At 57.4% G+C, this 24,570-nt stretch carries 17 protein-coding genes; 12 read left to right on the top strand and 5 right to left on the bottom strand.

Annotated features, from left to right (window positions below; genetic code table 11):
* Positions 1–167: 167 nt before the first annotated feature.
* Complete coding sequence (locus ACQE3D_RS08165) at positions 168–2,675, top strand: YncE family protein (protein ID WP_427551567.1); 2,508 nt, start codon at positions 168–170, stop codon at positions 2,673–2,675.
* A gap of 112 nt (positions 2,676–2,787) precedes the next feature.
* A complete protein-coding gene (locus ACQE3D_RS08170; RefSeq protein ID WP_426994222.1) occupies positions 2,788–3,366 on the top strand; it encodes a PqiC family protein in 579 nt (192 codons plus the stop codon).
* 57 nt (positions 3,367–3,423) lie between these two features.
* Here ACQE3D_RS08170 and ACQE3D_RS08175 read toward each other — a convergent pair whose 3' ends face one another.
* The gene (locus ACQE3D_RS08175; protein ID WP_426994221.1) at positions 3,424–3,696 is read right to left on the bottom strand and encodes a hypothetical protein; all 273 of its coding nucleotides are present in this window, start codon (positions 3,694–3,696) and stop codon (positions 3,424–3,426) included.
* Positions 3,697–3,875: 179 nt separating this feature from the next.
* Here ACQE3D_RS08175 and ACQE3D_RS08180 point away from each other — a divergent pair, with 179 nt between their 5' ends.
* Positions 3,876–4,931, top strand: coding sequence for an FAD-dependent oxidoreductase (locus ACQE3D_RS08180; protein ID WP_064030891.1), 1,056 nt, complete (start codon positions 3,876–3,878; stop codon positions 4,929–4,931).
* Positions 4,932–4,944: 13 nt separating this feature from the next.
* Here the strand turns inward: ACQE3D_RS08180 and ACQE3D_RS08185 are convergent, their stop codons facing one another.
* Positions 4,945–5,610, bottom strand: a complete 666-nt coding sequence (locus ACQE3D_RS08185; RefSeq protein ID WP_427551569.1) for a Crp/Fnr family transcriptional regulator — start codon at positions 5,608–5,610, stop codon at positions 4,945–4,947.
* 242 nt (positions 5,611–5,852) lie between these two features.
* On the opposite strand from ACQE3D_RS08185, the gene ACQE3D_RS08190 reads away from it, so the two are divergent.
* The 6 genes from ACQE3D_RS08190 to ACQE3D_RS08215 all read left to right on the top strand — a co-directional run bounded on the left by ACQE3D_RS08190 (position 5,853) and on the right by ACQE3D_RS08215 (position 12,991).
* Positions 5,853–6,038, top strand: a complete 186-nt coding sequence (locus ACQE3D_RS08190; protein ID WP_064030865.1) for a hypothetical protein — start codon at positions 5,853–5,855, stop codon at positions 6,036–6,038.
* Between the two features lie 30 nt (positions 6,039–6,068).
* Positions 6,069–6,320 (top strand): hypothetical protein, encoded by a 252-nt coding sequence (locus ACQE3D_RS08195; protein ID WP_064030864.1) that lies wholly within the window; start codon positions 6,069–6,071, stop codon positions 6,318–6,320.
* A gap of 13 nt (positions 6,321–6,333) precedes the next feature.
* Positions 6,334–6,768 carry a hypothetical protein gene (locus ACQE3D_RS08200; protein WP_064030863.1) on the top strand — a complete coding sequence of 145 codons (435 nt, stop codon included), beginning with the start codon at positions 6,334–6,336 and terminating at the stop codon, positions 6,766–6,768.
* A 43-nt stretch (positions 6,769–6,811) separates the two neighbouring features.
* Positions 6,812–8,062 carry an HlyD family secretion protein gene (locus ACQE3D_RS08205; protein ID WP_427551570.1) on the top strand — a complete coding sequence of 417 codons (1,251 nt, stop codon included), beginning with the start codon at positions 6,812–6,814 and terminating at the stop codon, positions 8,060–8,062.
* On the top strand, positions 8,063–10,192 hold the full coding sequence (locus ACQE3D_RS08210) for a peptidase domain-containing ABC transporter (protein ID WP_427551571.1): 2,130 nt from the start codon (positions 8,063–8,065) through the stop codon (positions 10,190–10,192).
* 285 nt (positions 10,193–10,477) lie between these two features.
* Positions 10,478–12,991, top strand: coding sequence for a patatin-like phospholipase family protein (locus tag ACQE3D_RS08215; RefSeq protein ID WP_427551573.1), 2,514 nt, complete (start codon positions 10,478–10,480; stop codon positions 12,989–12,991).
* A 277-nt stretch (positions 12,992–13,268) separates the two neighbouring features.
* Here ACQE3D_RS08215 and ACQE3D_RS08220 read toward each other — a convergent pair whose 3' ends face one another.
* Positions 13,269–13,955, bottom strand: a complete 687-nt coding sequence (locus tag ACQE3D_RS08220; RefSeq protein WP_427551574.1) for a lectin — start codon at positions 13,953–13,955, stop codon at positions 13,269–13,271.
* A gap of 244 nt (positions 13,956–14,199) precedes the next feature.
* On the opposite strand from ACQE3D_RS08220, the gene ACQE3D_RS08225 reads away from it, so the two are divergent.
* A complete protein-coding gene (locus ACQE3D_RS08225; RefSeq protein WP_427551575.1) occupies positions 14,200–17,427 on the top strand; it encodes a hypothetical protein in 3,228 nt (1,075 codons plus the stop codon).
* Positions 17,428–18,230: 803 nt separating this feature from the next.
* Here ACQE3D_RS08225 and ACQE3D_RS08230 read toward each other — a convergent pair.
* Together ACQE3D_RS08230 and ACQE3D_RS08235 are read right to left on the bottom strand one after the other, a co-directional pair.
* Positions 18,231–21,497 (bottom strand): chemotaxis protein CheB, encoded by a 3,267-nt coding sequence (locus tag ACQE3D_RS08230; RefSeq protein ID WP_427551576.1) that lies wholly within the window; start codon positions 21,495–21,497, stop codon positions 18,231–18,233.
* 378 nt (positions 21,498–21,875) lie between these two features.
* Positions 21,876–22,430, bottom strand: coding sequence for a PAS domain-containing protein (locus tag ACQE3D_RS08235; protein WP_071159834.1), 555 nt, complete (start codon positions 22,428–22,430; stop codon positions 21,876–21,878).
* A gap of 298 nt (positions 22,431–22,728) precedes the next feature.
* On the opposite strand from ACQE3D_RS08235, the gene ACQE3D_RS08240 reads away from it, so the two are divergent.
* Together ACQE3D_RS08240 and ACQE3D_RS08245 are read left to right on the top strand one after the other, a co-directional pair.
* Entirely contained in the window at positions 22,729–23,286 is a 558-nt protein-coding gene (locus ACQE3D_RS08240) for a sigma-70 family RNA polymerase sigma factor (protein ID WP_082885647.1), read from the top strand.
* A gap of 87 nt (positions 23,287–23,373) precedes the next feature.
* The gene (locus ACQE3D_RS08245; protein WP_427551578.1) at positions 23,374–24,351 is read left to right on the top strand and encodes a FecR family protein; all 978 of its coding nucleotides are present in this window, start codon (positions 23,374–23,376) and stop codon (positions 24,349–24,351) included.
* The last annotated feature ends 219 nt before the right edge of the window (positions 24,352–24,570 follow it).

A 24,570-nucleotide genomic window follows, 5' to 3' on the forward strand; every position in this document is an offset into this window, starting at 1 on the left:
TGACAACAGAAGTGCTGGTAAGTTAAGTCCGACAGGCTCCTAGCGGTAAGGCTTTCGTCACTAGCGCTCACCGCGGACAGAATACCGGCGTCGATCCGCAGTTGTCGGTACCTGGCGTGGGCCGAGCCGATGTGTGGGTGTTCGATGCCGGACAGCTAGGCGATGCGATGAACGGACCGCCTTTGACGGTGCTGACCTTATTCACCGACACGCCGCGTGCGCTAGCGGTGACGCCCGACGGCAAAACGGTTTACGCCGCCGGCTTTCACACCGGTAACGCCACGATGACGCTGAACGATGCTGTCGTCGAACGTGGCGTCGCGCCGCCATTCAATCGGGTTTATCCCGGACCGGCCACCAATCACGCAGGAGAAGCTCAACCCAAATCGGGCTTGATCGTCAAATACGACGGTAGCCATTGGCTAGACGAATTGGGGCAACAATGGGATGACATGGTGCCGTTCTCGTTGCCCGACCGCGATGTGTTCGCGATCGACGCCGCCGCCAATCCGCCGGCATTGCGGACGGATAAGGTCTACAGCGGTGTCGGTACCGTGTTGTTCAACATGCTGGTCAATCCCGCTAGTGGCAAAGTCTATGTGACCAACACCGAAGCGTTGAACCATAACCGCTTCGAGGGTGCCGGCGGTTACAGTAACGGTCAAACCGTACGCGGACATTTCAGCGAAAATCGCATCACCGTGCTGGGGGGCAATCCCACCGTGGCGCCCCGACATCTGAACAAGCATATCGATTACAGCCAATGTTGCGAGCCGATTCCGAATCGGGAAAACGCCGACAGCGTGGCGCTACCGCTGGACATGGCAATTACCGGCGACGGTAAGACGCTATACGTAGCCGCGTTCGGAACCAGCGAAATCGCGCGTTACAACACCGAGGAATTGGAAAATGACAGTTTCGTTCCCAGCAGCGCGGCGCAGATTCCGGTCAGCGGCGGCGGGCCCAGCGGACTGGCGCTCGACGAAGCGAGAGGCTTGTTGTACGTGTTGACGCGATTTGATAATTCGATTTCGGTAATAGACGCCGTCAGCGGCCGGGAGGTCAAGCATGCGGCAATGTTCAATCCTGAACCCAAGCATATCGTCGAAGGCCGGCCCTTCCTGTACGATGCGGCGCGTAGTTCCAGCCACGGCGATTCGGCGTGCGCCAGTTGCCATGTATTCGGCGACTTCGATAGCTTGGCCTGGGATCTGGGCGATCCGGATGGCGATCAAGGCGAAAATACCGGCCCGTTCCGCAGTACCCCCGAGGTGGCCGCCCGCGTATTGGGCCATGAATACAATCCGCATTTTCGGCCTATGAAGGGACCGATGTCCACCCAAAGCTTGCGGGGCATGGATAACCACGGTGCCTTGCATTGGCGCGGAGACCGCACCGGCGGTAACGATGCCAATGCCTTGCCGAATTCCGGTCCCAATGTCCAACCCAATGGCGGTTCGTTCGACGAAGACGCGGCGTTTCGAAAATTTAATGTCGCCTTTCCCGGATTGGTTGGGCGAAATGCGATGTTAGGCGACGAACAAATGCAAAAATTCGCCGATTTCGTCATGGAGATTACCTATCCGCCCAATCCGATACGCAATTTGGACGACAGCTTGACCGCTCAGCAGTCGGCGGGTCGAGACTTTTATTTCAAGGCCCTGCCTTCGGATAGCTTCTTTTCCTGTAACGGTTGTCATGTACTCGATCGAGAAGGCAACGCCGAGTATGCCGACGTCAGCAAACCGGGCTTTTTCGGAACGGACGGCCATTACAGTTTCGATCACGTGCTGCAAATCTTCAAAATTCCGCACTTGCGCAATATGTATCAGAAGGTCGGTATGTTCGGGCTAGCGTCGCAATCGACGACCACCGAGTCCAATTACTTTTTACCCAAGGGCAATATCGGCAATATGGGATCGCAGATTCGCGGTTTCGGCTTCGGACCCGACGGCAGCGTCGATACCTTGTTTCGCTTCCTGAGCGCGCAGATATTTTCCAAATCGTTTTTCTCGGCGGAACCCGATCCGAACGACGCTCGAACCCCAATCGAACGTTACTTGGCCGGTATTCCGATCGGAAACCCCGGTGGTTTCGGTTTCGGCGCGGACGGAAATACCGAGCGGCGTAACGTCGAAGCGTTTTTGTTCGCGTTCGACAGTAATTTGTTTCCGGTTGTCGGCCAGCAAGTAACCTTGAGCGCCGCAAGCACCGAAGCGGTTGCCGCGAGAATCGACCTGTTGAAGGCGCAGGCTGATGCCGAGCATTGCGATCTGGTCGCGAAAAATCGCTACAGCGGGTTTTGGTATGTTGGTGGCGGTAAGTTTAGAGCGTCGGCACAAGGGATCGGCGACGTCGGCGATCAGGACTTGCGCGCGTCGGCGGGGTTAACCGGCGGCGAGCTTACCTACACCTGCGTGCCGCCAGGTTCCGGCGAACGCATCGGTATAGACCGCGACAACGACGGCGTTTTGGATAACGACGAATTGCGCGCCGGCGATCTGGACGGTGACGACGACGTCGATAAGGACGACTTAAAGCGGTTGTTGGCCGGGAAAAGTGCCGCGGTCGCGCCCGGCGATCCCAGGGATCTGGATTACGACGGCGGCGTGACGGCGCGGGACGGGCGTAAACTGGTTGCGTTGTGCACGAGGCCGCGTTGCACATCGAACTGAAGCGGTAGTGTAAAAGCGAGCGGCGCAAGGCTTAACCGCCGCTCGAATACTATCGGTCGCGAGGTATATACGCGATAATCGGCGTTTAGCCTCGACGTATTCGGTTGCCACGATGAATTTACTCAGCAAGCTTGTTCTAACGGTTTTCGCCGGGTTGGCCCTGTACGGATGCGCGGGCGAGCCCATCAGGTTTTATTTGCTGACTGCCGAGTCCGGCGCCGAGGCGGTCGCGCCGTTGCCGGCCGGGAGCGTTGTTGGTCTGGGGCCGATCCGTTTGCCGGCCTATCTTGATCGGCCGCAATTGGTGGTCGAGGTTGGACCGCATGAATATCAGCTCGAAGAATATCAGCGTTGGGCGGAGCGGTTGGACGACAACATCACCCGCGAGCTGATGCAATCCTTGGCGCATCGGCTGGGCGTGGCGCAGGTATTGCGCTTTCCCTGGCCGCAGCGGCAGAGCGTCGATTACCAAGTCAGCGCCGATCTGTTGGCGCTGCATCAGACCGCCGCCGGTGTCAGCCGGATGGCGGTGCAATGGCAATTCAAAAAAGCCGAGCAAGCCTGGCAGGGGCGGCGTTTCGAATGCGAAGAGCCGGCCGGCGGCGACGCGGAAAGCATTGTCGCCGCGCAAAGCCGTTGTTTGAGCCGGTTCGCGGCCGAGATTGCGCTAGCTTTGGCGCAAGCGCGGTGAATTTCGGCCGGGGAAGAACCGACCTTGCTTGCCGCGTGGCGGTAATTCCCCAGAAACTTACCCAAACCAACGCCGTTTGCCGTGACCGTTTGTCAGCGCGAAGCTAACAGGCGCGTATTGCTCGCTAAAACGCGAGCCGCCGCAAGTGCCGCCGGACAGGGTTGACAACCATTCACCGAGCCGGCCGGTTTGCAACGATGCCTGGCGCATTGCGCGGATCGCGGAACTTCGCTGGAATGTCTCCTGTTTTGCCGACATCGCCCGAGCGTATCGGCTTTGGCGGGCATGTTCAACGACCGGAGATTCGGCGCCGTCCGTACCTGTTGTCATAAAACCTTAACCCAGCCGCTTTAAAAACCGTAAATTCAGGACTCAACCAGCGTTCCCTAATTTGCGGGCGACTAGCCAGTGCAATACTCGGATTGCTAGGGTGGCGGGTTTGCGAACTTTAACCATTTCCGGGCGAGCCGTGCGTAGCGCCCGGAATATTCAGCGGATTGGAGCATTTTGTGGAGATTGGTATCGTCGGCGGCGGCGTTAACGGTTTGTGTTGCGCTTGGCAACTAGCCAAGCTCGGCCATCGGGTCAGCGTTTACGAGCGCGGCAAATTGATGCGCGCCACCAGTTGCGCCTCGTCTAAGTTGTTGCACGGCGGGCTGCGATATTTGGAAAACGGCGAATTGCGTCTGGTGCGCGAGTCGCTACGGGAGCGCGACGCCTGGTTGCGGCGCGCGCCGCATTTAACCGAAGCCTTGCGCTTGCGGATGCCGCTCTATCGGCAAGGCCGGCGCGGTCGCTTCACGGTCGGGGCCGGTTTGTTTATTTACGACCGTTTGGCCGGCCGTAGTCTGTTGCCCGGCGCGGTCTGGCTGGACGCCGCGCAAATGTTGGCGGAGGATCCTGGTCTGGATGGCGACGGCCTATTGGGCGGCTACGAGTTTTCGGACGGCCGGATGGACGACTACGCCTTGGGCGTCTGGGTCGCCGAGCAGGCTAGGACTGAGGGTGTCGAGATGTTCGAGGACGTCGAAGTGCTGAGACTGGATACGGCCGGCATCATCGAAACTACCGCCGGCGTCGTTCGTGTCGACCGGGTGTTGAACGTCGCCGGCCCGTGGGCCGGTCGCTTGCTGGAACGCAGCGGCGTCGATTCGCCTTATCGGTTGGACTTGGTCAGAGGCAGCCATCTGTTATTGAATCAAGCTTGCCGGCAAGCTTATTTGCTGGAAGTGCCCGGCGAGCGGCGCATCTTTTTCGTGTTGCCTTGGAAAGGCCAAACCTTGCTCGGCACCACCGAGGTTCGCCAAGGCCTGGACGACGCGATTGCTTGCAGCGATGCCGAACGCGATTATTTGTTGGCGGCTTATAAGCGCTACTTTCCGAATCAAGAGGCGACGATAGCCGGCCGTTTCGCCGGCGTGCGGCCGCTAATTTCCAGTGCCGCCGATCCGTCCCGCGCCACCCGGGAGTACGCGGTGCATCGCACCGGCCAACTCATCAGCGTATTCGGCGGCAAATGGACCACCGCGCTGGCATTGGCCGAGCAGGTGGCGGCAAGGCTCTAATCGGCGCTCAAATTTACCAAGCCGCCGGCGGTTTATTGACGATTTTCAGCGCTTTGCCGTCAACCACCACGTAACCGCCCTTGGTGAGTTCCTTCATGATCTTATTGATCATTTCTCGCGACGAACCCACCATGTTCGCCAACTCCTGTTGAGTGGGCTTGTGGGCGATGACCTGAATGTCGCCGTCCTTCTCGGCCATGTCCTGCAACACTTTGATCGTTCGTTCGTACACATTGGACAGCGCCAGTTGTTTCACTTTTTCGGTCAAGTGGCGGACTTTTTCGGCCAGAACGCCGAGCAAGGTGATCGCCACATCCGGATGGGCCTTTAACCACAATATGAAATCGCCCTTAGCGACGATGCCGCACACGGTGTTTTCGGTGGCTTGGACCGCCGCCGAGCGCGGTTCATTGCTGAGTAGGGCCAATTCGCCGAAATAGCTGCCGGCTTCCTGAATCAACAGCGTGACTTCCTTATCCTTGTCGTCGGTCGAAAACACCCGCACGGCGCCCGACAATACGATGTACAACGAACTGGTGTCGTCGCCCTCGTAAATAATCATGGCCCGTTTCGGAAATTTCACGGTTTTCACCTTGGCGGCCAGCGCCGCCAAGGCCTCTTCCTCGGCGTCGGCCAGAAACGGGATTTTCGCCAGATTGGCAAGGACTTCGCTTTGCATGGTGTTTCCTAGGTCAACGTTCGCCGTCCGGCTGTTTCCGCCGGTTGATTCCCAATGATTTTAGCGCTTTCCACTGTGAAAAGCGTCACGAATTCCCGGTGAAGCTTGTCACAGCCCCCGGTGCCGGGAGTTGCGTACAGTACAAGCACCCGCCGAGTTTCGGCGGGCGGCGCGGCAAACTCACTGTAAGTTTAGATTGCCGCGGAATCGGCGCTAGCGCCATTTTACGACGGAGAAACGCAATGAACACAAAACAACCCTTTCAAGAAACGTTAAGAACGCTGAGTGCCCAAGAAATCGAGGCGGTATCCGGCGGACTGGTGTCGTTCGACGGCGACTTGAACCAATTTCCGAAGAAATTTTGGCCGGTGATCAATCCGGGCGCGATCAATATCAAGAACATCGCCACCAAATTCGCCATCGGTTAATTCGTATTCACATTCATTGAGGAAGTAGTCATGTCAAAAAAAGCATCGCGTATCGCAACATCTGAATTGGCCCAATTCGCATCGCAAGGTTTAAACCGGGCTCTGGAAGTCAGGGAATTAGCCGGTCAAGAATTGAGTCCGGAACAATTGGCGCAAGTCAGCGGCGGGGTGGCGCTGTTGAACTGGAACGGCATCATCAACGGCGGCCGCTTGCTCCAACAGCTTCAAGTCGCGCCGCAACTCGACGCGGGCCTGACGCTGAATAAATTCGCCGCATTCTAGGGTTGATCGTGCCATGGCCTCGGAAACCTTAGTGTTGTGTCCCAGCGCCCAACCGGATTGGGAGGGCAGTCAGGTCATCGGGGTGATGACCGGTTCGGCCGAGCAGCCGGAACTGGCTTATCTGAAGGAAGCGCTGCCGGTCACCGACGAGATCCTGGAAATGGCCGGACCGGTCACGCCCGGCGAAGTGTTTCGCTTTTCGGCGCCGTGTGCTTGCAGCGGATGCGGTCACTATCGGTCCGAACAGTCGAAGTGCGGTCTGGTCGAAAAGGTCGTGCGCTGGACCCCGGTGGTCGTCGAGCAGTTACCGACCTGTTCGATACGCTCGAACTGCCGCTGGTGGCTGCAGGAGGGCAGGGACGCCTGCCTGCACTGCCCGCAAGTGGTGACCAACGACCTGAACCCGAGCGAGGACATGCGGCGGGCGTCGGATCTGGATGTCGTCTGAGCGCCATGGTCCCGATCAGTCAATGCGTGGAAAAGGTGGCGATATGAACGAAACCGGATTGTTTCGAAGTCAGGCCCTGGCGTTCAAGCGCGACCGGCCGCTTGGCGAGGCGATAGGCATCGCGTCGCCGGCATTGCCTTTACTCACCGCATTGGCGTCGGCGGCGGCGCTGGCCTTGATCGCTTTCGCCTGTTGGGGCGAATATACCCGCAAGGCGCACGTCAGCGGGTATTTGGCGCCCAGCATGGGGTTGATCAAGGTTTACGCGCCGCAGTCCGGCACCATCGTCGAAAAGCAGGTTGCCGAAGGCCAAAGCGTGAAGGCCGGCGATACGCTGTATGTACTGTCCACCGAAAGCGGCTCCAAGGAAACCCCGCAAGTGCAGACCGCCGCGCTCGAACAACTGCGTCAGCGCCGCGACAGTCTGACCGCCGAATTAAACCAGCGGGCCGAACTCGATCGTATCGAATATCAAGCCTTGCTGGATCGCGAGCAAGGCCTGCGGCGCGAACTGCAACAACTGGACGGCGAGATCGCCACCCAGCAGGCCCGCGTCGAAGGCTCGGCCACTAGCGCCGAGCGGTTTCGGCAATTGGCCGGCAAGCATTTCGTGTCGCCGGTGCAAATCCAGCAAAAGCAGGACGAGTGGCTGGACAACCAAGGCAAGCTACAAGCCTTGCAACGCAACCGGCTCACCGCGCAGCGTGATTTGCAAGCCACTCAGACCGACATTGCCGGCGCCCGTTTGAAGTTCCAGAATCAGCGCGCCGCGATCGAACGCAACATTTCCGAATTGAACCAAAAAATCACCGAATCCGAATCCCGCCGCACCATCGTCATCAGCGCGCCGGGGGACGGCACGGTGACAGCGATCTTGGCCGAGCGCGGTCAAGTCGCCAATCCCGCCAATCCGCTGTTGTCGATCTTGCCGGCCGGCGCGGCCTTGCGGGCCCAATTGATGGTGCCGTCCAGCGCGATCGGCTTCGTCGAGACCGATCAAACCGTGTTGATCCGCTACCAGGCATTTCCTTACCAACGCTTCGGCAGTTATAGCGGCCGGATTGTCGAAATCGCCAAAACGCTGATTAGCCCCAAGGATGCCGACCTGCCGATCGAGCTGCAAGAGCCGGCGTATCGGGTGACGGTGGCCTTGGACCGGCAAGCGGTGTCGGCTTACAAACAAGAAATGCCGCTGCAATCCGGGATGCGTCTGGATGCCGATATTTGCTTGGACACCCGCCGCTTGATCGATTGGGTGTTCGATCCGCTGTACAGCTTAACCGGGAGAGTCTAAATGAGTGCGCCTATCGGGCTAAATTTCTCCGGCGGCAAGCGCACGCCGCTGATCCTGCAGACCGAAGCCGCCGAGTGCGGTTTGGCCTGCTTGGCGATGGTGGCCTCGCACCACGGCCATCGAGTTGATCTGGCTAGTCTGCGCCACCGCTTCGCGCTGTCGCTGAAGGGCGTGACCTTGAATCAGTTGATCGGTATTGCAGACCAATTGCAGCTGGCGTCCCGGCCGGTGCGTATCGATTTGCCGGACTTGAGCCGTTTGATCTTGCCGGCCGTCCTGCACTGGGATTTCAATCATTTTGTGGTGCTGACTCGGGTCGATAGCGGCCGGCTGGATATTCTCGATCCGGCCCAGGGCGCGCGCCGTGTGACTTACGCCGACGTCTCCAAACATTTTACCGGTGTCGCGCTGGAACTGGCGCCGACCCAAGAATTCGTGCCGCGCGAGGAACGCCGGCAAATCGAACTTTCCCGCCTCATTGGCCAGTTGGACGGTGCCGCTCGCGCTATCTGGCAAATCGTGACCTTGGCCTTGGCCATCGAAGTGTTTGCCATCGTAGCGCCTTTTTTTCTGCAACTGGTGGTCGATCAAGCCGTGGTGGCCGGCGACCGGCATTTGCTGACGGTGCTGGGATTGGGGTTTTCGTTATTGATGCTGATTCGGGTCGCGGTCACCGCGCTGCGGTCCTGGTGGGTGCTGATCTTGAGCAACTCGGTCAATCTGCAGTTATTGAGCAATCTGTTTGGCCATTTGCTGCGGCTGCCGATGACGTATTTCGAGAAACGCCATCTGGGCGACATCGTGTCGCGCTTCGAATCGATGAACGCGATTCAACGCACGCTGACCGGCAGTTTTTTGGAGGCTATCCTCGACGGCATCATGGCGGCGGTCACACTGGGCATGATGTGGTTTTACAGCGGACCGTTGGCCTTGGTCGTGGTGGCGGCGGCGGTCGGTTACGGATTGCTGCGCTTGGCTTTGTTCAGACCGCTGAAAGAGGCGACCGAGGAGCAGATTCTGCGCGGCGCCAAGCAGCAAAGCAATTTGTTGGAAACGGTGCGCGGTATGCAAAGCGTCAAGTTGTTCAATCGTCAATTGCAGCGCCGGGTGCAATATCAAAACCTGTTGGTCGAGCACTTTAATGCCGGCATTCGGGTCCAAAAGCTGGGTTTGTTGTATCGGACCTGCAACGGCTTGCTGTTTGGTATTGAGAATGTGGCGGTGATTTGGTTGGGCGCCTTGTTCATTCTCGACGGCGGATTTTCGGTGGGGATGCTGTTTGCATTTATGTCGTTCAAGGACCAGTTTACCGACCGGGTCGGCGGCTTCATCGAAAAAGGCATCGAATTCAAGATGCTGGCGCTACATACCGAACGGGTCGCCGATATTGCGTTGCACGAAACCGAAGCCGAGCGCTTGGCGGCGATGCCCGCCGATGACAGCCGGCTGCCGGCGATTAAAATCGAGAATCTGGAATTCCGTTATGCGCCGGGCGAACCGGCGGTCCTGCAAAATCTGAATCTGGAAATCGCCGCCGGCGAATCGGTGGCCATCGTCGGGCCGTCCGGTTACGGCAAAACCACGTTGGCGAAGCTCATTCTCGGCCTGTTGCAGCCGGTGCGAGGCGAGATTCGGATTGCCGGTACCCGCTTGAGCCAAATTGACACCCGCGTCTACCGCGACATGGTGGCGGCGGTGATGCAGGAAGATCAGTTGTTCGCCGGCTCCATCGCCGAGAATATCTGTTTCTTCGATGCCGCGCCCGACCAGGCCTGGATAGAGACGTGCGCGCAATTGGCGGCGGTGCATCACGACATTGCCGCGATGCCGATGGCCTATAACACCTTGATCGGCGACATGGGCACGGTCTTGTCGGGCGGCCAGAAACAACGGGTGTTGCTGGCCCGCGCGCTGTATAAACGCCCGAAAATTCTGATCCTCGACGAAGCTACCAGTCATTTGGATGTCGCCAGGGAAAAGTCGGTCAACGCGGCGATCGGCCAACTCAAGTTAACCCGGATTATCATCGCTCACCGCCCGGAAACGATAGCGTCGGTGGATAGAGTGATAGACCTGCAAGCTTTGGCGCAAGCCGACGCTCCCGCGCCGAACACAAAGGTATCGGCTTGATGGTTTCCGCTTCCGTGGGACTGTCCTCGAAGCAGCCGGTTGAAAGCAGCGGCGGCAGTCTCGGGCCGTCGGTCTTTGTTAAACGGCAAGTCCTCCGCGTCAGCCGAACTGGCTTGAATCGAGCGATTCCCGGCCAACCGAGATCACCGCTAAAACCTGGCTTGGCATTCAGTCCGAAATGAATCGCGGGCCGAGCTTGACTCTAACGCGCCAAGTTGGCTAAGTTAGTCCGGACCGCCGCGCCTCATACGGCGCCGCCGCTCGTCATCCAATGGAGACTCGCCCATGTCCGAAGCCATGTCGCTCGCCGAGCGACCCAGCGCCGCCGATAAAAAGGCCGCCCACGAATTCCTGACCGAACTGCGTACCCGCATCGCGACTCAAAGTCTGCCGTATCAATACGGTATCGAAGCCAGCGCCTTGCAAAGTCTGTTCGATTTGTTCGGCTTCGGCCGGACCGCGATCAAGGACAATCCCGGCTGCGAACTCTTTGCCGCTAAAGTCACTCAGTTGCTTAATGTCGAGTTACGGCCGGTGACTTCGAAATGGCACCGGGCCAAGGAAGCCGGCGTATTGGATTCACGCGACGGCGCCGACGCGTTTCGTGGCGAATTGCACCGGATACAGCGGGTGCTGCGCGAATTCGCCGACGAATTCCATCAAATGGCCTACGGGACCAGTTGGCGGGACCAGGATTGTCCGGGGGCCTTGGCACAGGAAGACGTCGAGGGCTTGTTCGAGGCTTTGCGCTTCGGCATTCCCGATGCCTACTTGCCGGACGGCGACCCCAGGGAGATTAACCGAGACGAAGCCGGCGATATCGGTCAGCGCCGGAAACAGTACTTGATCGAAACGCCGGAGGGTGAGGACGCGGTTGGGCTGGCCTTGTCCGGCGGCGGCATCCGTTCGGCCACGTTTGGTCTGGGCATCGTGCAGGTGCTGGCCGACCATCGATTGCTGCATCAGGTGGATTACCTGTCCACGGTTTCCGGCGGCGGTTACACCGGCAGTTTCATCAGCAGCCGCTTGAACGAAGGTGTTTCGATAAACGATTTAGGCAAACCGCACGGGCCGGACCCCGAGGCTATCCGCTATGTTCGACAACGCGCCAAGTTTTTGTCCGCCCAAAATCTGAAGCAAGCTTGGGGCATGGCTACGGCCACGTTGGGCGGTATGTTATTGAACTGGACGGCGCCGCTGTTTGTGATTGCGGCGATCGTCGAGTTAACGCTGCTGACCCAACCCTTTTTAAAGGGCTATTGGCAAGAAGCATTAAATGTTCTAGCCGGGCTGTCCGCGCTCAGTTTGATCGGCTGGGGCGTGGCGATGCGCTGGCGCCCCGACTACGCGAGCAAGGCCGGCTGGTTGTTCGGTACGCTCACCGGTTTCACGTTGTTGGGTTACTCCGCGCAAGCGATCGGCAACGGCTATAAAATCGCGCTGGACGTTTACGGATGGTTGAGAGCGCATTGGACTTTTCCGGCCGTCATCGGCGGCTTGGTCACCGCGACGCCGGCGGCGATGCGATTTCTGCCTATCTTCAAGGAACCCAAACTGCGGCGTATCGTGTTGCAGGTTTTGTTATGGTCGGCGGGCTTGTTGATTCCAATCGTGGGCTTGTTGCTGGGTTACGCGCTTTGGCATTTGCGGACCATCAACGTGGCGGTGCCGGTATTGGAATGCGTACCCGGCGACTGGGCGCTGCTGGCTATCCTGGCCGCCTCCGGCGTCATCGCCTTTTGGGTATTGAATATTAATTTGACCGGTCCGCACCGCTTGTACCGGGACGGCTTGTCCCGGACGTTTATCGGCACGGTCGAGCAGCCTTATCGAATCGTCGAGTTGGCGAAACTGAATAGCGGAAACCAGGCGCCTTACCATCTGGTAAACACCGCGCTAAACCTGCCGTCCAGCGAACGCCCCAACCTGCAGGATAGACGTTGCGACTTCTTTTTGTTTTCCAAGTACTGGATAGGCGCGCCTTCGGTCGGTTACGCCGAAACAACGCGTTGGCGAGCCAACGGCAAACCGGTGGATCTGGCCACCGCGATGGCGACTTCGGGCGCCGCGCTCTCCGCTCACATGGGTTTGGGCGCGATGCCGACGCTGACCGCGTTGTTGGCGGTACTAAATTTACGATTGGGATTCTGGATCAAGAATCCACGGATATGGTCGCCGTTTTCGGAACCCGGCTTCTTGTGCTTGATTCGGGAAATGTTCGGTGTCGGGATGTCGGAACGCAAGGCTTGGCTGAATCTGTCCGATGGCGGGCATATCGAGAATATGGCGGTGTACGAATTGTTGCGGCGGCGCTGTAAATTCATCGTCTGCGTGGACGGCGAGGCCGATCCGGGATTTGGCTTCGGCGGTTTGATGACTTTGGTACGCCACGCCCAAATCGATTTCGGCGTGCGCATCGATCCTGTGTTGGACGACATCCGCCCGAATCCGGCCAGCGGTTTCAGCCGGAGCCACGCCCATTTTTGCGTGATTGACTATCCTGCCATCGATGCCACGCCGGCCGGTACCGGTTTCTTGTTGTACTTGAAACTGTCGGTCACCGGCAACGAGCCGGCGCTGATCGAACGCTACCGTCTGAACCACCCGGATTTCCCGCACCAAACCACGCTGGATCAATTCTTCGACGAAGAACAATTCGAAGCCTACCGGCAACTGGGTGTGCATGTCGCCGAAGGTTTGTTTTCCCGCGCGCTGGTTGGCGCCAAGCCACCTAAGACCATCGCCGCCTGGTTCAGAAGCTTGGCGGAGAATCTATTGCTGCCAAGTCGAGCACGGTAGCGCTTGGTTTGAATGGAGTTACATCCTAGCGTTCTTGAAAAGATTTTCGCCCCGGAAAATGAACACGATGGGCGTGGGTGCTGCTTTAGCCGCGATCGAGGGCGTTCCGACACCGGTATGTCCATACCACGCCCAACGACTTCCTTAAGTTACAAGCGAAGCGCCCAACCGCTGGCTGAGCGGAGCCCAACCGCCGGCTGAGCCAATGACGCGCCGGGTCTTCAACGCCACGGCCGAAGCTCGGTCGCCGCGACAGCAACCTAAGTTGCGACGAAACCTAGTCGGCGGCAAAACAATAGAAATAGCCGGCCCCGCCGGTAGCGACCAGGTTTTCCTGGCTGCAACCCCGGCTGTCGTGGGTTGAGTTCCACGACACGTTACCGCCGGTGCGGCCGCCGTTGGTGCGGTCGAAATGGCCGACGCGGACCGTGCCTTCGCCGCTGCTCGTGTAATTTTTGCAGGTGTGGTCGGCGGCATCGGTATAGGCCGTGCCGTCCGGTTTAGACCCGGTCAGGATATCGTGTTCGTTCGGCGTGTCGCCGACGCCTTTCAGCGCTTCGCCTTTCTCGGTGTAGGCGGTCTTTTTATGCAGATTGTTACCCAACTGCGCCAGTTCCAAGGTATCGCCGTGCAAATGCGCGACGTCGTTCGCGACGATGACGCCGGCGGCATTGGCCCAAGGTCCTTTACCGATGCGGTCGCGGGCATTGACGGCGGGCTGGCCGCCGCTGGGCTGGGTGCTGAGATACGCATGCCAGGTTCGGTGGCCGGCACCGACCGCGCCGGCCAGTTGTTGGCAATGAGCATCGGCGCCGGCTAAGCCGCCCAGGTCGGCGCCCTTGCCCAGTCCGGTACTGGTCACGAAAAAGCCCAAGGGTGGTTTGGGAGCTTCCGGCGCTTGTTGAGCAAGGGTGGCTTGACTGCCTAAAAGCCACAGGCCGGCAACGAAACAAGTTTTCTTCATCTGATGTTCTCTCAATTGGAATGAATACGGCAGGCTCACTGTTAAGCCTACAACCAGGCACGGCGGCAGTTATCGTGCCAACTGCTCGAATCGCGCGGTGACAGGCGGCAACGCGTTTCTAAGGCGGTTGGGCTGTTGGTACTCGGGCAGGTATTGCTGGCGACATGCTGAAAAATCAGCAGTGGTTGGCCGCGATCGAGCGTTGCCCGCCAACGTGCCTACAGGCGGAAACGCCGAGTGAAACTTGGAAGTCTGTACTAAGCTGGACAGCGTTTTCATCGCGACATCCGAGGTCATTCCGTTGAACCAGTCCGCTTATTTCTTCGACTCGGACGGCGCTTTCGTCATCGAGCAATACAACGACCAAGCGCCGTTCGCCAGTTTTCTGCCGGGCATCGCCGGCATTTCGGGCCGTCCGGCCTGGGCGTTTTACGTCAATCGCGGCCAGGCCATCGCCAGCTTCGGCGTTCGCAACAAGGACGGCGCGTTCCTGGAGTTTTTTCCGGCCGACAAGGCCTACCAACTGACCGCGTCGCGCGGTTTTCGCACCTTTCTGAAGATCGGCGACGGCTCGGCCACGATTGGCCACGAGCCTTTTCAGCGCAACGCCGGCGCCGACGTTCGGCAACGTCTGTACGTGTCGGAGCACGAAGTAGGCGTCGAGGAATCTCATCCACGCCTGGGCTTGCGGATCCGCGCCGATATGGCAACCTTGCCGGAAGCGGCGGTGGCCGGGTTGTTGCGCCGAGTCGAAATCACCAACACCTCGCCGGTCGGTTTGTCTATCGAAGTCGTCGACGGCTTACCGCAAGTGCTGCCTTACGCAATGAATCAATGGATACTTAAATTCATGAGTCGTACTTCGGAAGCGTTTATGCGCGTCGAGGAGGCCGCCGGCCGGGTGCCTTTTTATCGGCTACGGGTGTGGCCGACCGACAGTCCGCAAGTCGAGCCGGTCGTGGCCGGCAACTTTTTTGCCGGGTTCCGGGACGGCGTGTTGAATCCGGTCATCGTCGATCCGGAGCGGGTATTCGGCTTGGCGGGGGATTTCGCGACGGCGGAACGGTTTTTTGGTGGTTCGGCGCTGGACTTGGACCGTCAGGTGGCCGGCAACCGCACGCCGTCGGCCTTCCAGACCCTGAGGCTGGAGGTGCCGCCCGGTGCCAGCCGGGCGTTTTACGGCATCTACGGCCACGCCGCATCGCCCGAGATTTGCCGAACCTTCGTCGCCGAGGCCGCCGAGACTGGCTATTTCGAAGCCAAGCGCGAGACCAACCGGCGTTTGCTGGACCGAATTGGTCAAAAGGCGTTTACCGCCACCGCCAAGCCGTTGTTCGACGCGCACGTCCGCCAGTGTTACCTGGATAATGGTTTGCGCGGCGGCTTCCCGACACCGGTGCCGGGCGGCGGGTTGCTGTATTTGTTCGGCCGTAAGCACGGCGATCTGGAGCGCGATTACAACGACTTTTTATTGCAGGACACGCCGTATTCCGAAGGGAACGGCGACTTCCGCGATGTGCTGCAAAACCGCCGCGTCGATTTGTTCTTCGAACCGGCGCTGGGCGCCCGCAACATTCGCTATTTTTTCAACCTGATTCAGCCCGACGGTTACAACCCCTGTGCGTTGCGCAACAGCCGTTTCGTGGTCGATGCGCCGGAGCGTCTGGCGGAACGGCTGAGCAGCCTACCCGGCGTGGCGGCCTTGTTGGCTACCGAGTTCAAATACGCGGAACTTTGGCAAGCGCTGACCGAGGCTGGCGCCGATGTCGAAGACTTGATCGCCGCGATCCTGGCCGAAGCCCGCGAAGTGGAGGATGCCGAGTTCGACCGCGGCTACTGGTCCGACCATTGGACTTATCTGGTCGATTTGTTGATCGCCTACCGGGCGATTTTTCCGGAGCGGCTGACCGACTTGTTGCTGGAAACCGGCTATAGCTTTTTCGAGACCAGCCACTTTGTCGCGCCGCGTACCCAAAAGAGCGTACTGACCACCCACGGGGTTCGCCAATACGGCGCGGTGCGATTCAGCGCCGACAAGCAAGCGATCATCGCCGCGCGAGCTGCCGATAAGCATCGGGTTCGCGACCGGCACGGCTTGGGTGAAGTGGTCTATACCAGCTTGCTGGGCAAGATTTTGACCTTGGTCGCCAACAAGCTGGCAACGCTGGACCCGGCCGGCATTGGCATCGAAATGGAAGCCGACCGGCCTGGCTGGTGCGACGCGTTGAACGGCTTGCCCGGCATTTTCGGTTCGGCGGTCAACGAGACGATAGAACTGCTGCGCTTGGTGGATTTCACCCGGCTGGCGCTGGACAGCCCGGACGGTAGCTGCGATTTGCCGATGGAACTGGCGGAATTCATCGCCGGACTACAACGATTGCTGGCGGAGCCGGAACCCAGCGCCGAGCGGTTTTGGCGCGACAGCGGCGATCTAAAAGAAGGCTATCGGGCTCGCGTATTCATGGGCTTTGCCGGCGAACTCAGGACGGTAGGCTTGGCCGAATTGCGCGAGTTTCTGGCCGAGGCCAGCCGGCATCTGACCGCCGCGATCGAAAAAGCTCGGATGCCGCAAGGCATACACACTTATTACTCATACGAAGTCAGCGATTACCGAGCGCTGGAAGGCGACAAGGTCGAAGTGCTTGGCTTCGAACAGCATACCTTGCCCCTGTTCCTAGAAGGCTTCGTGCATGCGTTGCGGATCGCCGGGCCGGACGAGGCGCGCCGCTTGTACCAGGCCGCTCGCGCTTCCGCGCTGTTCGATCGCAAACTGGGCATGTACCGCTTGAATGCGCCGCTGGGCAACGATGCGTTGGCCTTGGGACGAATCGGCGTGTTCAATGATGGTTGGCTGGAGAACGGCTCGATTTTTCTGCACATGCACTATAAATTTGTGTTGGAAATGCTCAGGGCCGGGCTGGTCGACGAATTCTATGCCGACCTCGAAAAACTGCTGGTGGCCTTCCGCGATCCAGCGGAGTATCAGCGCAGTCCCATCGAAAACTCCAGCTTCCTGGTCTCCAGCGGCTTCGACGTCGATCCACGCCAACACGGTCGCGGCTGCGTGGCCCGCTTGTCCGGTTCGACCGTCGAATTATTGCATCTGTGGACGCACTTGTTTCTCGGTCCCCAGCCCTTTGCGTGTCGGAACGGGGAACTCTGTTTCGCGCCGGCGCCGCTACTGGCCGGGACGATGTTCGCCGCCGATTCGCGAACCGTGAGCCCATTTGGGTACGACGAGATTCTGCCGGCCGACAGGGCAGCGATGGTCTTGTTTGGAAGCACGCTGTTGGTATATATCAATCCAAGTCGGCGGGACAGTTTCGGAATCAGCGCCGTTCAGCCGCTACGCTATCGCTTGTATGACGGGAATCGGGGCTCGAGGATCGTCGAAGGCGGTAGCTTGCCGGCCGGTATGGCACAAGCGCTGCGGGATGGGCAATTTCGGCGAGTGGATGTCGAATTGGGCTAATGGAAAGTTCTCGGCTGATTCGAAATGCCGCCGCTTCGGGTTGCGTTGGTCGTCGCTACGGCCGGGCCTAAGCCTGACTGGCGCATCAAGGTCCGGCGTTTTCTGGCGAATTTGCCGGTTTTCGAAATCAGTTGCTTTCACTCTGCCAGCCTATCTTACTCGGGCTGGGGTACGCCGAGACGCATACGGTGGCCGACATGCTGTTCGCCAGCTCAGTAGACGTCGACATTCGGCGCGGCCAACGACAAGCGATGTAGGGGCCAAAATTACCGCGAGTTCCGGAGCGCTAACCGATTAAAGTTGGCGGGCGTAAAGACGCCAGGAAAATTAAACCTTCCGACGCTATGGAGCTTGAGCAATTCTGGGGTTGGGATCGATTGCCGCATGCTGTTTAGACGGGGCCGATGACGACTTGGCAATTAGGCTGCGGATGAAACGCCGATTGACAGCGTGGTTATTAAGCGCGGAACACGAAAGCAGCGTTGGTCGTCGATTACAAACAGCTAATTGAGATCAGCTTAATGCCGTTTTTGGCGGTTCTTTGGCTTTGTTCAATTGCGCTAGAAAATAGGTTTGGTAGTTCCAGTTGATTCTGGGTGGAGGCGGGGTTTTGATTTGAGGCATTGCATTACTTCATTTGTGGAAAGCTTGCAGTCTACACTAAAAACCCAGCCGACCGCAGGTTTCATTTACTGAGCGCGACGGTTTCAGGCGAAATATGCTCGAAATGACCGCGAATCGGAAAAAACTCCGTACTTGGAAGCGGGCTTCCCACGCACAATGGGCTCAAAGACTAAGCAAGGCTAAACCGGTTTTTCTGTGGTAACGACCAAGATGGTATCGCCGTCTTGATAACCGAGTACCGACGCAATCATCGTAATGTCCAGTATTTGCTTATTGCGTGTCAGGCGCTGGCTTTGCGTAACCTGATAGTTGGATTTGCCGGACGTGATACTTTGAAACATTTCGCGGGCTTCAGTGCGGAGATAATCCGGCACCAAGCTGTCAAACTTCATGCCAATGGCCTCCGATCGGCTCCATCCGTACAGCGATTCCGCGCCGGTATTCCAAGCGACGATACTCCCCTCGAAATCGATGACGATGATCGCTTCGTCAACATCCATCAGAAGCGTGGCCAATTTTTGGATGCAGCTGATGCAATGGCGTTTGTCTATTAAAAGATGGCTTCTGAGATCGCGTTCGGTCAATGCAAAGATTTGGCCGGTATCGTTTTGCGACGAAAGCAAGGTGGCCGACACCGAGACATCGATGACTTCTCCGTGGCGGTTCAGACGTTTGCTATCGAATTGGGCCATTTGTTCGCCCTGTTGGAGCTTATCGAAGACGCCACGCATGCGCGGACGTTCAGCCAACGGCACCAGACTTTCGAAACGCATTTGCAGCGCTTCCTGCGAACTCCAGCCGTATAAATTTTCCGCGCCGCGATTCCAGGTAATAAATTTGCCCGTATCGTCCAGCAGAGTAATCGCGTCCGCCGAATCATTGACAAAACTGGCCAAACGTTGGGTTTCCAATTCGGTCTGTTGGCGCAAACTCTGTTGAGTTTGCTTTAACAGATCGATATCGACAAAGGTCAGAATGACGCCGGAATAGATTCGGTCGGATACGGCGTAGGGAATAATCCGCATGAAGTACCAATTGCCGTGTTGATTTTGAACCTCGGATTCCAAAATAATCTTTTTCTCGACTACCCGGCTGATCAGATCCTCGAGGTCGGTATCGCGAATGGAATGGGTCAGGTGAAAGAACGGCCGGCCGATGTCGTTTTCGACAATATGGAACAAGCTTTGCAGCTTATGGGTGAAGCGGCGAATATCCAGATTTTCGTCCAGAAACAAGATCCCGATATTGGTGCTATTGAACAAGTTGTCGAGATCGTTGTTCAGAATGGTCAATTCGGTAATTTTGCTCTGATGTTCGGCGTTGACCGTATACAACTCTTCGTTAACGGATTGCAGTTCTTCGTTGGTGCTCTGCAATTCTTCGTTACTGGCCAGCAATTCTTCGTTGGTCGCCTGCAATTCCTCGTTGGAGGTTTCCAACTCTTCAACGGTGGCTTGCAGGTTTTCGCGAGTCAGTTGCAGTTCATGCTCCAGATCGTTGATACGCTGGGCGGCATCCTGGTTAATATCGAAATTGTCGGCGACGAAGCCTATATCCTGGGTGGCATGATGATCAGCCTCGAAGATCAGAATGGCAATCAGGGTTTCTTGGCTTTTGCGGCCGGGAAGCAACCTAATATGAATATTCAGCGTCCGAGCTTTGTCTTTTTCGCGTAATTTGATGTTGGACATGTTGATGCTGTCGCCGCTTTTCAGCGCTTTCCGCACACCGGTCGCGATTGGAATCGACAAATCCTTGCTGACCAGTTTGGTAATATCGGTGACTAGCTTGCCGCTGGGATAGCTCAGGTAGCGCTGAGCGTCGCCAAAGATGTGGGATATTTCCATGTTTTCGTTCACTATCATCGTGAACGGCAGTATGTCTTTGGTCAGCGCGTTGAAAAAGCGTTCCAGAATCTTGTCGTCTTGGTAGCGATTGGCGAAGTTGCGACCCGATTGCGGCGAATTCGCGCGGAAAGAGGTCATCAGTGCCGGCGGCGGGTCCATGCTGCTAATGCCCAAGGTCCGATATTTACCTCGGGCCCGGTATATCTTGCCTTTCGGACTGATCATGTCGAAATAGTCGACCATTTCGCCGATGGATTCGCTGGTGCCGAGCATCAACAGGCCGTCTTTGACCAGCGAGAAATTAAACAGCTCGAGTATCTTTTTTTGCAGGACCGGCTGTAGATAAATCAATAAATTTCGGCAACTCAACAAATGAATATTGGTGAACGGCGGGTCCTTGATCAGGTTGTGTTGGGCAAATACCACCATTTCGCGGATCGATTGCGAAATTTGAAAGCTGTCTTCCTTGCGCGAAAAATATTTGACCAGCAAATGCGAAGGCACATCGGCGGCGATACTCTCGGGGTATAAACCGGTGCTGGCTTTTTCCACGGCTTTGGCATCGACATCGGTGGCAAATAATTTCATTCGGAAGAAATGCCCGGAATATTCTCGATACTCCGCCAACATAATCGCCAGCGAATAGGCTTCCTCGCCGGTCGAGCAGCCGGCGATCCAAACCCGAATTTCGTTGTTGGTCAGCGATTTGACCAAGGGCGTCAGCCATTTGCCGCGGATTTCTTCGAATACAAAGTCGTCGCGGAAGAAGTTGGTGACGCCGATCAGCAACTCCTGAAATAGCGCGGACACTTCTTGCGAATTATCTTCCAATAGATTGCGGTATTCCTTGAGGTCGCGGCATTGGTTGATCGAGATGCGGCGTTCAATGCGGCGGACTATGGTGTTGGGTTTATAAAACGTGAAATCGACTTTGTGCTTGTCGCGCAGCAACGCGAATATCCGCGTCAAATCGCTGTCTTCCGAGTGGATGGTGGCTTCTTGAACGGCATAGGGATGCTTGACGAATGCCATCAACTGTTTCGGCATGTCTTCGGGCGGCATTATGAAGTCGACCAGACCGGTGGCGATGGCGTTGCGCGGCATACCGTCGAATTTAGCGCTCTCCTCATCCTGAACCATCACCATGCCACCGTGTTCCTTGATGGCGCGAATGCCGCGAGTGCCGTCGCTGCCGGTGCCGGAGAGAATGATGCCGACCGCGAATTCGGAAACATCCTCGGCCAACGAGCGCATGAAGATATCGATCGGAAGATTGAGTTCGTTGGTGTGGTTTTGATTGTTCAACAGCAGATGGCCGTGAAACATCGTCAGGTTTTTGCGCGGTGGAATCAGGTAAACATGATTCGGCTCCACCTTCATGCCTTCTTCGATTCTCAGCACCGGCATTAGGGTGTGCTTCGATAACAGTTCCACCATCAAACTTTTATAGTCGGGCGACAGATGTTGGACGACGATAAAGGCCATGCCGGTATCCGGCGGCATTTTTTTAAAGAAACTTTCGATGGCTTCCAAACCGCCGGCGGAGGCGCCGATGCCTACGACGTATTGCGGCTCCTTCTTGTCATTGGGTGTCTTCATCGGTTCACGGCGCGGAGTAATCGGTGGCGGGAGTAGGTTTCCAAGGCTGGGCGGAAGGCGCGGTATTAGGCTTAGGTCGGGATTAGGCGACTCCGTCGGAACAGATTGCTAGTCATGGCTGCCAGGCGCGCCGCGTTGAGTCTATCGATGCTTAAACGGCGTTTTCTTTCCAGCCTTGCAAGGCGGAAAGCGGAATTCCAGCGGAAAGGTATCGTGGTTGGCTTTACACTGTCATCGAGGTATATCATCACGGCAATTCGATTTTGCTTGTTCTCGGGCCGCCGAGTCTAAACGAAACCGAGAGCGCCGATGGTGGAAAGCGTTGATTCGCAACGATACCTACGGTGGCGCCATGGACTAAGCCGCGCGAACAAGACGCTATAAATCGTTGACGTCCGCGACGGTGATGATCAATGTTTGGTCGGGTTGGTTCATTAGCGCGACCACATCGTCGCCGCCGATTTTTTTGCCCGACATTTTGACTTTCAACGCTACGTTTTTTCTGCCGTTCACGCTCAACACCAGCGACTTGCCGTCAGGGTTCTTGAAAAAGCTGTCGAAGCGAGAATTGAAAAGCACTTTATCGTCTTCGAGTATGACCGATGACAAGTGTTTTTTAACAAGCCGCCCTTTTTCAATACCGAGCCATTCCAGGAGGGTGTCATTGACCTGTTCCACAAAGCCGGTCGAGTTCACAATCACAATGCCGACCGGGAGTTGATGGAACAAGTAGTGGTAATTGTTTCTTGAACGGGTAAGTTCTTCTTGAGCGGTACGCAATTCCTGATTTTGCATTTTGAGCTCGATCTGATGAATTTGCAGATCATAGAAAATGCGTTGAATTTCATCTGGCGTGATCTGGCTAATTTCTTCCGGCGTGAAATCGATGATGTCTTCGGCCCTGTCGTTAATCTTCAGCAAATAATCCGCCATGGCAATTCTCCTATTGAAGTAATACACGTTTTCCAGTTCGTGACTGATCCGAAAGCTTACCAGAAAGCAATAAAGTTACAACGACTGTTAATGAACGAACGAAGTCTGGAACGGGCGTGGGAGTAAGGACGGGTCGCTAAATAGAACTGTGTTATTTAACATATATTGGGCCAAAGCACGTATTTTTTACCCGAAACACGGGGCGGCGATTGACCAGAGAATGTTGATTTCTATCGAGTAATGCTTTCAGGTGCGACTTGTGCTTGCCGACAGCACGACCGGTAACTCACACACCGCCATGGCAGACCATTCCGTTCCGACAAAATCATCGAAAACGTTAACGCATCAAACCAGCTTGACAGCCGCGCGGATTGCCGAATTTCTCGACCAGCATCGCGATCAGCTCAGCCGTTTTATCCTGCGCAAGCTGGGATCGGAAGAGATGTCGGCGGATATCCTGCAAGAAGCCTATCTGCGCCTAAGCCGGCACGGCGCGCCGGAACGCATCGAGAACCCGCGCGCTTTTGTGTATCGGGTCATCGGCAATTTGGTGATCGATTATCAGCGGCTGAGTGCAAATCGCTTGATGCAGGATATCGACGAAGTCAGTCTGCACGCTATCGCCGCTCCGGCACCGGGGCCGGAACTTAGATACGAACACCAGCAACGCTTGCAAGCGATGCAGCAAGCAATGGCCGAATTGCCCGACGATTGCCGCTTGGCGTTTTATTGGAATCGCGTCGAGGGCCTCGGTCATGCGGAAGTCGCCGCACGCCTGAATATCTCGGAAAGCATGGTGGCCAAGCACCTGGCCAGAGCCATGCGACATTGTCGGGACCGCCTGAAAGGCTATTAGACGCCTGCCGGCCACCGAACTCGAATTTTGCGGCAAGATGGCTAGGCAATCCCGTCATAATACTGTTCGAACCGCGATCCAGCACCGATGACTAAAGCGTCCGTTTCCGAAATCACCGTATTATCCGATCAAGCGATCGATTGGGTGATTCGCTTGCATGCCGGTAATGCAAGCGACCGCGAGCGACGGGCCGCCGCCGAGTGGCGCAATCGTAGCGCTGCCCATCTACGCGCATTTCGCGACGCTGAACGGTTATGGTTGGAAATGGGTCTGGCCGCGAGACCGGCGGAAGACTCGGCGCGCCCGCCGACGCGGCCGGATGACGTCAAACCAGGTACTTTCGGGGCTTTGCGGGTCTTGGCCGTCGCCGCGGTATTGGCATTCGTCGCCGTGCTTCCGTTCTTGGGCATGGCCGATGCCTGGTTTAGCGATTACCGCACCGGCGTTGGCGAGCAGCAAACCGTCAGGTTGGCCGACGGCAGCGTTGTGTTTTTGAACACCGATACCGCGTTGGATGTGCGCTATACCGCTAGCGGCCGCCAATTGACCTTGAAGCGCGGCCAAGCCTTGTTTCGGGTTGCCGCCGATGTCGGCAGGCCGTTCGAGGTGGCGACCGACTCGGCGGTGGTCAAGGCCTTGGGTACCGTGTTCGAAGTCTGGCAACAGGACGCCGCTACTCGGATTAGCGTAAGCGAACACGCCGTCGCGGTTAAAGGCTTGGCGGACGCCGATTACCGCGCCGATAGCCGCGTCGAGGCCGGAAATCAGGCGGTTTATCGCGCGCAAACCGGTCTGCAAGCGGATTTGGGCGTCGATGCCGGGCAAGTGTCTGCCTGGCAGCGCGGCAAGCTGGTGTTCAAAAACCGGAGCTTGGCTGAAGTAGTGGCGGAGTTGGACCGTTATTTTCCCGGCACCATCCTGATCGCGGACGCCAAGCTAGCGCAATTTCGGGTCAGCGGCGTGTTCCCGCTGAACGATGCCGACGCCGCGCTGGGGATGATAGAGCACATCCTGGCGATAAAAGTCAGCCGATTGACGCCTTGGTTGGCGGTGTTGCACGGCTGAGCGCGGACTTTGCTTGGGTGAACGTCGGGGCGATAGCCGGAACGTCCGATGCAGACGATCGATCGGCTCGCTAGTCAAACGCATCAACGCGCGGGGGCTGACGTTGCCGGTGTCGGCGGTATGGCCTGCCGCTTCTGCAACAGGCCGACGCGGCCCCTCGCAAAAAATTTCGGTGTTCATTACAAGATCGTTCCGCTCGTCCGTCTTAACGAAGACGCG

It is taken from the genome of Methylomonas sp. MS20, from assembly GCF_050275925.1.
GTDB classification, from domain to species: Bacteria; Pseudomonadota; Gammaproteobacteria; order Methylococcales; family Methylomonadaceae; genus Methylomonas; species Methylomonas koyamae_A.